The following is a 12,983-nucleotide window of genomic DNA, read 5'->3' on the forward strand; positions in this document are numbered from 1 at the left end:
GACTTTCTTTGTCCGCTTTAATGTTATGAGCGACCTGACGACCATTAACAAACACATCAAATGCAGGCGCTTTAGAATTTACAGGTATCACTGTTTCAAAAGTGTACTTTTCCCCTTCTATCGCATAAGCGGTGTTATAAATACCACCATCCGCCGTCCAGTAAGTCGCATTGAAGTCCATACTTCCCGCTTTCCAGTAGCTGTAAAACGCGTGAAGATCTTCAATGTCATTCTGGGTCGTCGGTGTCCATTTTACATCAGCAAGATTTACAGGTTTCGTATAGCTAAAACCATGCTCTTGCATGTCACTTTGTAAGGAATCCAATCTTCCCAAAACATCATCGAAGGTATCTTGCCAACCAAGCTCACCATAATATTGAAGCCCTATCTCCCCAATAATATAAAACTCACCATCTCTCTCAATCGTGATACCAGAGCCTGAATCCCCATGGATAATTAACCACTGCAAGTTACTTTGAGGCATGATCACTGGGTCATATTTGTACTCAGCTAACCATTTTTTGTCTGTGTCGTTGTACTTAACAAACTTTTTGCCACCATTACGTCCGTTATAGTTGCCAAAGCCAACGCTATTTACTTCATAGACTTCTGAATGATCAAACATCCCTTTCTCGGGCAACTTCGCCGGCTTGATACCGGTGATAGGCGTATCTAAGCGCACCAAAGCGAAGTCGTAAATACCATCGGTAAATTCATACTCCCCCCACTCACCATCAGGGTCAGTAGTCGCACGTGACGTATGAACAACATTGTACTTACCATTCTTATCTTTTTCATAAGAAGAACAAGTTACCGCATTTTCATATCCTTCACTTTTTGAACCTGACACATGATTTGCTGTGATAACCCAATACGGGTCGATTAAAGTGGCCGACCCTGCATTCATGTGGCAAGCAAAATCAAATTGAGTTTGTAAGGCAAACGCTTTGTGTTGAGTAACCGAGCGATCCATCTTGCCTATGCCCGCCTGCGCTGAAAAAGTAGCAACGATCGCTGATGCCAAAATAATTTTTTTCATGTTACTGAGCCTCTCTCAATTGGATAGCTTCAATAGCGTGGTAACCCTGTCTAGCTTCAAAGTCGAACTGTCTATGTTGACGTGTATAAGTGATTTCGACGATATCATCAGGAGATTGGGATTCGAAAACTATCGTATTTTTGACACTGGTCATGTGAAAGGAGATATCATTTTTAATAGTGATACATTGCTTTTTAACACATGCGGTTACATCAGCAGAAGAGAGCCAATTGTGTGTATAAAGCTCTACAGAAAATCGCCCGCCTTTACCTGGCTGAACGTCAAAAGAGAAACCACTAGTGCCGACAAGTAAACCAGAAAAAGCTAGCTCTTGGTTGTAATCTGTAGAATCACCACCCTGCCAGTAATAACGGTTACCAATTGCGTTTTTGGTCTCTGAATTAGAAACTTGTCGTAATTCACCAATAACGTTTACGTCACCAATTAAAGCACTATTGGGTTTATCTTTTCTTTGATGCTCTCCATACAAGAAAACCCAATCTAAACCGTTCAAGTCAACGTCTCTTGCGTAACGATACTTGCCATCATTAAGTTCATAACCGATGAACTCACTAGCGATCGACAAAGTATCTGTACCAATTTCTGAAACATTACTTAATTTATTTAAATCGACGTCAATCTCACTGGCCGCTGCATTAGTTGTTAGCAATGCCAACATGCAGAAGTTCAGTTTTGCACATTTTAATCTCATATTTCCGCCTCTGTATTAGTTCCAAGTAATTGTAGGCTAAAGATAAGTTGAAAATGTAAGGTGCTGTAAGGGCTTTGTTCATCACGATTCAAACCTCACCGACTGATAGTTGGCACGAATAACTATAAACCCAACCATACCAATAGTTAATGATGATAAATGGCGTTTGCCAAGCTTTTGACTAAAGGTGATTTACTTTCCAAGTAGTGACTCGACGCTCCTTACATATGCTTACAATAGGTATGGATAGTAATTGTATGTCATTAAGAATTTTTATTTCACGACGATAACAGCGATACCTATGCAAGTTCGTTTCATGTATACAACGAAAAAGCCCCACCAAATCATGGAGGGGCTCTGAAAGATCATTTTTGTGTACTCAAAAACTTAGTCGACATCTTGGTCGATAGCGTATTTTATCGCGAGACCGCAGATTGCCATCATAACGAATGGGATGGCGGCAGTCGTGTATTCTGCCCATGCCATATCAGCGAATGCTTTTGCCAGTAGTACGTGGCCGAGGATTAACAGAAGTGCACACACAATAGCAACGATAATCAACTTAACTTCGTTACCCATAGTCATTTTCAACATAACGGTATCTCCAATATTTGGTCTATCGATATTGAATCACAACTCGTTGGTCAAGAAGGCGTACAGTTGCATCGGAATCAGTCCGTACAGTTGGAATCATTGTCTTTTTTATGAGTGACTTACGGTTTTACGAGTGCGTAAGTTGATGCGCAAGTTTACCAAGTAAGAGCAGCGCTTGCTCTTTCTCTGCTGTGAGTTCATAAGAGAAGTTCAATCTAATCGCGTTGTCTACTCTGCCCAACTCGCTAAAGAGGTCTCCAGAGGCGACGCTAATGCCTTGAGCAATCGCTAACTGATGGAATTGTTGACTGTCGAATTTGGCAGAAAAACGAATCCATACAAAGTAGCCGCCAGCTGGATCTTCTATCTCGATGGAATGTGGGAAATATTGCTTAATGACCTCTATAAATCGCTTTTTTCTCATTAGAAGATTTTTACGCAATTTACGAAGGTGATTGTCGTAGCTTTCGTGTGTCAAGAAGTGCGCGACGCCAAGCTGCACAGGAGCACTACTCGACAGCGTAGAAAGAAGCTGAAGTTTTTGAATCGCATCATTAAAACGCGAACTCACCACCCAACCAACACGATAGCCAGGACATAAACTCTTAGAGTAAGAGCCGCATAGCAACACTGAGTCTGTTTTATCAAATGCTTTTAGCGGTTTAGGTTTATGCCCTTCGAAATATAGGTCGCCGTAAACATCATCTTCGATAATATAAGTCTTGTATTGTTCAGCAACCTCAACCACTCGGCGCTTCGCATCTTCAGACAAACTTGTCCCTGTCGGGTTTTGAAACGTCGTCATCAGCCAACACGCTTTCACATCCTGGTTTTGTAGTGCGCTTTCAAACTGCTCAATATTCAATCCATTGATTGGACAAACATCCACTTCGATAGGGTTGAGTCCTAACCTCTCGACAGCTTGCAGAGCACCATAGAAAGCAGGAGATTCAATCACAACGTAGTCACCGGGCTTGGTTACAGTTTGAAGGCTCAAGTTAAGCGCTTCCATCGCACCAGAAGTAATCACGATATCTTGATGGTTGACGGTAATACCTTGCTGCAGGTAACGTTGAGCGATTTGTCTTCTTAGGGACTCACTGCCCGGTGGCAGATTATTGATCACACTAGCACCTGTCATCTTCCTTCCCGCACTGGCGAGGTTTCGAGTCAAGGTAGGCAAAGGGAAAAGGTCAGGATCTGGGAATGCTGATCCAAAAGGAATAACCCCCTCTGCCGAACTCGATTTCAAAAAGTCGAATAAGCGATCATTAATGGCTTTCTTTTTGTGTACTAACGGCAGTTCATAATCAACGCCGTCCACACGTGGTGCAACAAAGTAGCCCGACTGAGGCTTAGCGATGATCCACCCTTCGCTTTCTAACAATTGGTAGGCTTGTAAGACAGTACTATTGCTGACGCTGTAATTGCGACAACTCATGCGGACGGAAGGGATCTTTTCTCCTGAACGCCACGTGTTGTTCGCTATCTGAGTTCGAATATCCTTTGCAAGCTCTTCATAACGCGCCATCTAATTGTACTACCTAGAGAAATTCTAATAAGCCTGAGATTTTATCACTAACGTTAACAACTATTGCTGCTATCCATATGATTGAGCCTAATTTCTATAATAGTGTGAATTGGTTCACAGATAACTTTGTATGCTTTGCTAAGTTTGTAACCAAGGCGAGAGCCAAGTTCGTTCTACGCCTCTATAATTTGATGTAATCCAAAAAACATGCGAGATAAAAATGAAAAAAATAGAAGCAGACCAGTTAAGTTATAAAGGAGAGTCAAACGGTGTTCATAGTTGGACAACACCGAGTGGCCAGCCATATTACTGGCACCCAGACTGGCTCCATATCGCTGAAGATGCAACAGGCTCACATCCAAAGCAGGAGATCGACGTCGATCAAGACCAAGCACCAACTGAGAAACACGCGGTGTCTGCTATTCTGAAACACCTAAACCAATGGGCATCAGACAAACTAGCATCTCACCCAGACATTGAAACCAACTCAATTGAATCTGAAATCAATCTGAAAAAGTAATTTGATTAGAGGTAAGTAGTCGTCAATCACTCTCGACTTTACTCAAATATATCGACTGAATAGTCTCGTATTTCAACCGGGACTATTCAAGTGTCTTCATAAAAACTGCCGTAATAACACCCATATAGCTAACAATTATCTAACACAAACCAATTTTTTGTATCATTCAACAAAAGCTATCGATAGAATCCCCGACCTTATTCACACTCGCTATACTAGCCATACATACCTACCAACCTCGTGAATTAATACACAAAATACGTATTCGTAAACTTAGGAATAGTTGCGAGACCTTAAGATGAAAATGAACAAAGGCTTATCGATGGATACTTCAAATTACAATCAATCGCTAACGACTCAATTATACGTCATCGCTGGCGTGCTATTTGGCACCTACGGCAGTCGGGTATGCCCGATGCTCGAAAGCTTAACGACGTTAGAAATTTTCACCCAAGTCAGTAGTGTCTTTATCTTATTGTGGCTAGCGCGTCATTATTTGCTATCGCAACACACCTTAGTCAAACAAGGTCGATTTGCACAACTCGATACTATGTTGTTCTTTGCCGCGAGTATTCCTTTCGCGCTCTACTACAACCTAAGCTACGAATTCACGATAGACAGTAACTTGAAAGTTCTGTTTGGTATGAGTCTATTCGGTTTCTTTACCGGAACCATTCTTCAATTGAAAGCGAAGCTTAGCCAAATAGATGAAATGGAGATGACTGGGCAATTTGACTTCCACCTGATAGGTGAAAGAAGTTCACTGGTTAAACAAATGATTGGTTTGGTCATCGTGCTTCTGGTAACACTGACCACCATGCTGACTATGGTGGCCGTCAAAGACATCTTCTGGCTAGAACACAACCCCAGCCGTTTGCTAGATGGTACGGGCAAGATCAGCGTGATCAAAGAGTTCATTTATTTGGCGGTTGTACTAGGTGGATACGCGATAACCATCATGACTCTATGGAGCCAGCTGATTAGACGTATTCTTCTAAGCCAAGAGCACGCATTAAGTAAAGTAACTAATGGTGAGCCAGGCGTTCGCTTACCTATATTTAGCTACAACGAGCTTGGGTCAATAGCATCTATGACCAATACCATGCTTGATAGCCTCGAAAACGCTCAAGACGAAGTAAAAACCACACGTGACGTCGCGATTGTTAGCTTATCTGCACTAGCTGAATCTCGAGACAATGAAACTGGCGCCCATATTTTACGAACTCAAGAATACGTAAAGGTACTCGCACTGGAGCTCAGCAAATCTGAAGCTCACGCGACCTTATTAACACCCAACTATATCGAGCTGCTTTATAAATCTGCCCCACTGCATGATGTAGGTAAGGTTGGAGTACCTGACAGTGTGCTGCTAAAACCGGGCAAACTGACGGATGAAGAGTTTGAGATAATGAAAGGTCACCCTGCTATTGGCGCCGAAGCGTTATCTATTGCAGAAAAGCAATTGGGAAGCAGTTCTTTCTTAAGAGTCGCGAAAGAGATTTCTCTCACTCACCACGAGAAATGGAATGGCAGCGGTTATCCAAATCAGTTGTCTGGTGAAGAGATCCCATTATCCGGTCGCTTAATGGCATTGGCCGATGTTTATGACGCATTAATATCGAAGCGAGTCTACAAGCCAGCCTTTACTCATGAGCAAGCGAAACAGATTATCTTGGAGGGCAATGGGACCCATTTTGACCCGCAAGTTGTCCAAGCTTTTCTGGCCGTCGAACAAGAATTCGTTTCAATTGCCGCGACCTACAAGGATGGAAAAAACATGCAAAGTGAACTTGAACGAGAAAGCTTTGTTGCTCAACCTGCTTAGTCTTTTCGAAAACCACTAACTATACAGGCTCCGACTATACAGGTTACAGTAAGTTATGGGGTGTTATACAGGCTACAATAGTTATATAGGTTAGATCGCAGAGTGATTTTCTGAGTCAGCTTCATTCGAGTGTTAAGTTAAGCGAAACAGGAATAGTGACTGAGTAAGATTCTATAAAAAACCAGCATATATATGCTGGTTTTTTTTGGTTTAGAAGAAACACTATCTTAGTAGTTGTACACCACCAAGAGCTACACCTGGGTTCTTCCCTTTGCTATCCAGATTTTCTACTTCATATACCCATTTTAGGGTCGTGGTATCGTCTGGTAAATCAACTTGGTGAATACCGTAGCGGCCTACCTTAGTGCCTCTAGGTACACTGACTGAAGAAGAACCGATAGAAGGTAAGCTAGACCACTGATTCCCTGATTTTGCTAACGCGCCATCAATAATATTGTCACCAACGCTATATGCCTTCCATACTTCAGTGCCATTCGCGAATAATTTAAGCGTACCTTTTGGTACGTCTTGAGCACCAGTCCAGCCTTTTCCAATAACAGCGGCTCTAAAACGAATGGCCTTCCAGCTTTGTCCGCTTTCAGCTGTAACTGACACTTCAGGCTTTTTATCTTCACCACCAAGGTAGAGGTGACCTTCCCAGTTAGTGATATCGGCAGGGTTTTGTGTCCAACTATGATTAAATTGGTCAGTTGTATTGCCATCATCCCAACCAAACAGACAATCCCCATTCTTAGTGACTGTACATTGAGGGTAATTAGCACCAGAGTTTGCTTCAGCATAACTGAAAGATAAGTTCTGAATACCCGTTTTGAGTGAGTTACGAACAGACCATACTTTTCCGGTTTTACCATCAAAATCAATGCGCCAATATAAAACATCGCTTGCTGGGTCTAGATTGACAGTGTGCGAACCTGAAGCAGCAGAACTAGCACCTGATTGAACTTCTAACCAAGTGCTATTATCTGTACTGGTATACACTTTGTAAGCACTTGATTTAGATACTTTCCAAGTGAACTTATGGTTACCCTTGAATGGGAACGATTGTCCATTATATGGTCGCGGTGTATACGCATACTTTAAGCTATCATTAGCAAGCGCCACCATGTCACCATCAGACAAAGCAAATGAGCGCATCTCGATATTATCAACCAAAATATTACCTGCTTTTTGCTCAGACTTTATATTAGCTGTAGCATCTTTGCCTGCATCCATCCAAGGCTTAGAAATGATCAACCCTTGGCTTGTACCAGCAGAAAAACGACTACCCGCCCCCCAAACACCAGCATAACCGTTGGCAAGTTTAATATCGTCAACTTCGGCTTTATTGTTGTAATCATCAATTAGTGTCGCTTGCTTCCCATTCAACCAGATAGATACTTTTTGGGTAGTACGGTCAACACGCACAGCTACAGTGTTCCATTGACTGAGGCTTAGTGCTTCTTTGGTTGTAACAGATACCTTTCTTAAGTCACTTCCACCCGCATATGTTGCAAGTTGGCGCGAAATCATGAACCACTCTAACGCTCCCTCTTTAGTTAACTTCAGGTGAAAACCGTCACTCCAAATCCCTTTGCTAACCAAGTCTATTGAATGCTCTAGTTTTACATTAGCTTTCACTTTGAGTGATAGCGTAAAATCGTCTTCAGCAAAGTCAAAATCATGCCCATAATGGAACTTATACTTTAAAGAATCCTGAACATCATTTTCTAACAAGTTAGATTTTACAGACTCAAAAGCCCCTAGCTTAAGTGTTTTCGAATTCGCGTAACCTTGGTTAACCCAAACTTCAGAAATTGCCTGCTTACTCGACTCTTTTACTACTGCAATTTGCCCAGCTAAACCTGTTTGAGCATTCACCATCCATAAGTCATCAACGGGTGCGTCTTCAAAATCGAAACGAGCATATAGATCTGGAGTGGTAACCTTGACATGTACAACGTCACGATCGAACAGTTTCTTGCCATCAGTAATGATGTAGTGGAACTCATCCTCACCAATAAAGCCTTTTGGCGCTTTGTAGGTTACTTTTCCATTGTTGACACTAAGTTCTGCACCCTGAGCAGAATATTTATCAACCTTATGGAGGGAAACCGTGTCACCATTAGCGTCAAAGTCATTTTTTAGTACGTCTAGGTTAGTCGTGTTATCACGTTTTACGCTGAAGTGATCGATTTTAGCCGAAGGAGGCAAAGGATAGTCTGCAAGGCCAACCAAGCTTCTTCTTAGGCGGTTATTTTTATAACGCGTGAAATTGATGTCATCTACATGAGCTTCACCACCTTGAATACCGTGACCTTCAGCTGATGTACTATGGCCAGTACCTAAGTAGTGCGCAGTTTCATGCAACACAACACCATCAGAATCTATCATCTTGCCAGGGCTACGAACAATACTTCCGAAGTTAACGCCGCCTATCCAGCTTCCTTTCAGCCAAAGCATTCTGTGCTTAAGATCCCAGCCTCGCGTTTTTCTTTGTTCATCCCACCATTTTATGGCGGCAACTCGAATAGGTTCATTCTCATGTTGGTAACCCCACGCCTTACAAGCGTCATGAGAAGCACTTTTTTTACAAGTTTGGTAATGGTCGTCCAGATAGCCCCAAGTTTCTATCAACACATCATTGACAGAGAAACGTAACAAAGCATCTCGACTCAAAACATAATCAACCAAGTTAATGTAGTAGTCGACGAGCACCATCGCATCATCCAAGTTGCTATCCGCTTCTTGAACAAACGCTTGGTAAGAGACATGAACTGCCACTTTTACTTTGTGCAGCTGAACTTGCGTTTTGTCTTTAGCAATTAAGTTATCTAAACCCGATGTTGGTGCACTCGGGTGCTCATCTACGGTTTTAATTGCTTTTTGCATGTTGTCTAAAATTGCAGACTGCGGCGTAACCGAAGCTAAGTTTTGAGCTGTTGCTGTTAGCTTCTTAGCGGAAAGACCGCTTATGATGTCCGCTTTTTCAATTGTCCATACTCTTTGACTACCACGGAACGCTGTCACATAGAGTTTATTTTTACTGGTCAGTGCGGCAATAACTTGCGTATTCTCATCACTGGTATCAACACCACGATAAACACGAATCGCTGGCGTATTAATAGTACTGGATGGTGCATTCCCATTAATACGGTGATCCCAAAGATATACTTTCATATCGGGCTCTCTGATCGAGTAACGATGGAGCTCTAACGTACGCTTTTTACCATTAACCGTAATTGCCACTGAAAGATCTGGGGGTGATGCTTTCGTAGGGTTGTAGACCATAGGTTTATGGCCTTCGTTTTTGCTATCTTTGCACCCACCAGCCATGACTACCGCTAGTACCACAAAACATAGACTCAGTATTTTATTCATTCTATGTGGTTCCCTTATATCGACCAGTCTAAAGATGAATAAAAACCATAGTAATAGCAATGAATTACGTTGAACAAAACAACGCCAACGTACAGCCTATCAAAGGACTGTCTTTCAAAAGGGAGCGTGATTTAACTATGTAAATAAAAAAGCCCAGCGTACAAATACGCTGGGCTATTAAAGTTTAAAAGAAAAGTACTACCTTATTAGTTGTACGCCTCCTATAACGGCTCCGGGGGTCATTCCTTTGCTATCTAAGCGTGAGCTTTCATATTCCCATTTGAGCTGTGTGACATTTGCAGGGAGATCAATAAAGTGAACGCCATACATATCAGATTTCACTTTACGAGGTACACTTACTGAGTAAGTACCGATAGAAGGCAGTGACGCCCACTCTGTACCTGCTTTAGTCCAAACCTCATCACCGATATTATAAGCTTTCCATACTTCCTTCCCATTTGCATACAGCTTCAGTGTACCTGAAGGGTAATCGTCCGCACCGGTCCAACCTTTGCCCGCCGCAGCTGCTCGAAAACGAACACCAGACCACTCACCGGTTGGAGTATCAACTTGTAAGCTCAACGTTTTTTGTTTACCACCAAGATATATATGGCCTTCCCAGTTAGTAGTCCCGCCGTTGTCAATTGTCCAAGTATTACCATATAAGTCGTTATAACCATTTTGCGTTGCTGGCCAACCAAATAAGCAGGTTACACCTGATTTGACTTCACAATCAGGTATTGCGGCACCGTTACTAATTTCAGAGTGACTGAATGCGACTTCTTGACGACCATTAACTAGATTATTTCGAACCGACCACACTTCGCCGACAGAACCGTTCACGTCGACACGCCAATAAAGCGCCTCATCGGAGGCATTGAGCGCGACAGTATGTGAACCCGAACTACCATTACCAATTTTTTCAGTAGACCAAGACTTTCCATCACGGCTAATCATTAACTTGTAAGCCGATGACTTAGACAATTTCCAGCTCAGTGTTTTGCTTCCTGAGAAAGCAATGCCTTCACCATTATATGGACGCGGTGCATAAGGATACACATAATTGTTGTTGGTCAATTTTGATATCTGATCATCTGTAAGTGCAAATGACCTCAACTCTACGTTATCGATACGCAAATAGCGGCTCTGGCTTTTTTGTAACTCCTGCTTGTGTACTTCGTCCGTATCCCACCATGCTTGCCCGATAGTCAAACCTTGACTGATACTTGACGCTCTTCGGCTACCTCCGCCCCATAAACCAGCATAACCTTTAGGAAGATTAACCTCATTTTGCGCTTCATCGACAAGCGACTGTTTAACCCCATCAACCCATAAGCTTGCTTGATTCGTTGTTCGGTCAACTCGCACAGCAATTGCATGCCATGCGCTATCAGCAGGTAAAGGTGACTCCGTCGTCATTTTTACAATGCGGTAATCAGTACCGCCTTTATGCATAGCGTATTGACGAGACTTCATGTACCACTTTAGTTTTCCATCTTTCAGTAGTCGTAAGTGGTAGCCTTCTCTCTCCATTCCACGGTTAACCAAATTAATGTCATGAGGAAGTCTAGTTCCAACTTTCACTTTCAATGAAACCGTGAAGCTATCATCACCGAGATCAAATGCATGACCGTAATGAGTATTATATTTAAACGACTCAGGTACATCGTATTTGCTTTTGATTGACCTTACCGCTTCATGAGCGCCCAGCGTTAATGTCTTTCCATAGGAATCGTTAGTCACTGATTGTGAGTAATCAACCCAAACATCCTTCCCTGAACGCCAATCACGACTAACATGAAGCTGACTTGCTAGTCCGGTCTGTTCATTAGGAATCCAAAAATCTTCAATCGCGCTTTCAAATCCGAATCTAGCGTACAAACCAGGGCTTGTTACTCTTAAATGAACCTCTTCACGATCATACAATTGTTTTCCATGATGCTTAGTTGAGTCAGTGATTTGATAAAAGAACGAATCTTCTCCCACAAACCCTTTCGGTGGGGTATAGACCAGTTTATCTCCGACGATCTTAACTTGACCGCCTTGAACGGTAAGCGAGTCCACTTTATTTATCGATATCGAATCACCATTTGCATCAAAGTCATTTTTCAACACATCTAATGTTTTCGCTGTATCACGCAACACACCAAAGTGATCAATTTTAGCCGATGGGGGTAACGGGTAATCAGCAGGGCCAACAATCGCTCGTCTGGCTACACGGTTTTTGTAACCGACAAAACCAATATCTCCCACGTGCGCTTCACCACCTTGTGAGGTTTCTTCCTCGCCACCAGTATGGTGCCCCGTACCTAAATAGTGTGAGGTTTCGTGTAAAACAACACCATCCGCTTGAATCAATTGACCCATCGAGCGAACATAAGATCCCCAGTTCACACCAACAACCCCACTGCCTACCAAATCAATCATGCGATGTCGAACATCCCAATGGCGCGTTTTTCTTTGGGCATCCACCCAACGTCGTGTTGCGTTTTTAATTGAGGTATTCTCATTTTGGTAACCCCAGTCTTTACATCTATCGTGACTGCTACTCTTTATACAGTTATTGTAGTGACTCCTTAAATGCCCCCATGTTTCAATAAGAACATCTTGCATAGAGAATCGAATTAACGCATCACGACTATACACATAGTCCACTAAGTTTATGTAGTAATCAGCTAAAACCATAGCATCATCAAAGTTACCGTCAGCTTGCTCTTTAAAAGTCTGGTAACTAATTTGAACAAATGCATTTATCTTACTCAGTTTAATGTCTGACATATTTGTTGGTAAGATATTGTCTAGACCCGAAACTGGGTTATCCGGATTTTTGTCTATTGGCTTAATCGACTTCTGAACCGCATCTAATATACTGTTTTGTCGAGACACAGAAGAAAAGCTAGACTTCAGCGGTTGGATAGTACCCGCTGATTTACCACCAGTTACCGCTGCATCCTTGATCGACCAAACTCGGTGGCTACCACGAAAAGCAGTTACATATAATTTATTTTTAGTGGTAAGAGCCGCTATAACTTGAGTATTCTCATCACTCGTATCAACGCCTCGGTAAACACGAATGTCCGGAGTTTTAATAGTACTCGAAGGGGCGTTCCCGTTAATACGATGATCCCATAGATATACTTTCATATCGGGCTCACGAATAGAGTAACGATTCAGCTCTAACGTACGCTTTTTTCCATTAACAATAATTTCAACAGAAAGCTCTGACGGTGATGCTTTCGTTGGCTTATAGACCATAGGTTTATGGCCTTCATTTTTGCTATCTTTACAGCCCCCAGCAGTGACCACTGCTAAAGCCACGAAAAACAGACTCAGTGTTTTCTTCATTCTAAAGAGTTCCTTCATGTTTACCGCCCTAAACATGAA

8 protein-coding genes are annotated in these 12,983 nt (G+C 42.4%); 2 read left to right on the plus strand and 6 right to left on the minus strand.

The genetic code is table 11. The features are described from left to right. The 4 genes from AB4232_RS13095 to AB4232_RS13110 form a co-directional block, all read right to left on the minus strand. A partial coding sequence (locus AB4232_RS13095) for a serine protease (RefSeq protein ID WP_372087290.1) occupies positions 1-1,039 on the minus strand: 1,039 nt, incomplete at its 3' end. A 1-nt stretch (position 1,040) separates the two neighbouring features. Beyond that, entirely contained in the window at positions 1,041-1,718 is a 678-nt protein-coding gene (locus tag AB4232_RS13100) for a hypothetical protein (RefSeq protein WP_371694741.1), read from the minus strand. Positions 1,719-2,138: 420 nt separating this feature from the next. Further along, positions 2,139-2,345 carry a hypothetical protein gene (locus AB4232_RS13105; protein WP_004734707.1) on the minus strand — a complete coding sequence of 69 codons (207 nt, stop codon included), beginning with the start codon at positions 2,343-2,345 and terminating at the stop codon, positions 2,139-2,141. 127 nt (positions 2,346-2,472) lie between these two features. Beyond that, complete coding sequence (locus AB4232_RS13110) at positions 2,473-3,876, minus strand: PLP-dependent aminotransferase family protein (RefSeq protein WP_372087291.1); 1,404 nt, start codon at positions 3,874-3,876, stop codon at positions 2,473-2,475. 220 nt (positions 3,877-4,096) lie between these two features. Between AB4232_RS13110 and AB4232_RS13115 the strand changes: the two genes are divergently transcribed. Both AB4232_RS13115 and AB4232_RS13120 read left to right on the plus strand, forming a co-directional pair. Then, positions 4,097-4,396: a hypothetical protein gene (locus tag AB4232_RS13115; RefSeq protein WP_009847048.1), complete on the plus strand. Its 300-nt coding sequence runs from the start codon at positions 4,097-4,099 to the stop codon at positions 4,394-4,396. Between the two features lie 298 nt (positions 4,397-4,694). Next, complete coding sequence (locus AB4232_RS13120; RefSeq protein WP_269336290.1) at positions 4,695-6,221, plus strand: HD-GYP domain-containing protein; 1,527 nt, start codon at positions 4,695-4,697, stop codon at positions 6,219-6,221. Positions 6,222-6,443: 222 nt separating this feature from the next. Here the strand turns inward: AB4232_RS13120 and AB4232_RS13125 are convergent, their stop codons facing one another. Then, positions 6,444-9,599 (minus strand): Ig-like domain-containing protein, encoded by a 3,156-nt coding sequence (locus AB4232_RS13125; RefSeq protein ID WP_372087292.1) that lies wholly within the window; start codon positions 9,597-9,599, stop codon positions 6,444-6,446. Between the two features lie 198 nt (positions 9,600-9,797). After that, positions 9,798-12,944 (minus strand): Ig-like domain-containing protein, encoded by a 3,147-nt coding sequence (locus AB4232_RS13130; RefSeq protein WP_372087293.1) that lies wholly within the window; start codon positions 12,942-12,944, stop codon positions 9,798-9,800. Positions 12,945-12,983: the final 39 nt, after the last annotated feature.

The organism is Vibrio sp. 10N.286.46.A8 (genome assembly GCF_041470165.1).
Classification (GTDB): Bacteria; Pseudomonadota; Gammaproteobacteria; order Enterobacterales; family Vibrionaceae; genus Vibrio; species Vibrio tasmaniensis_A.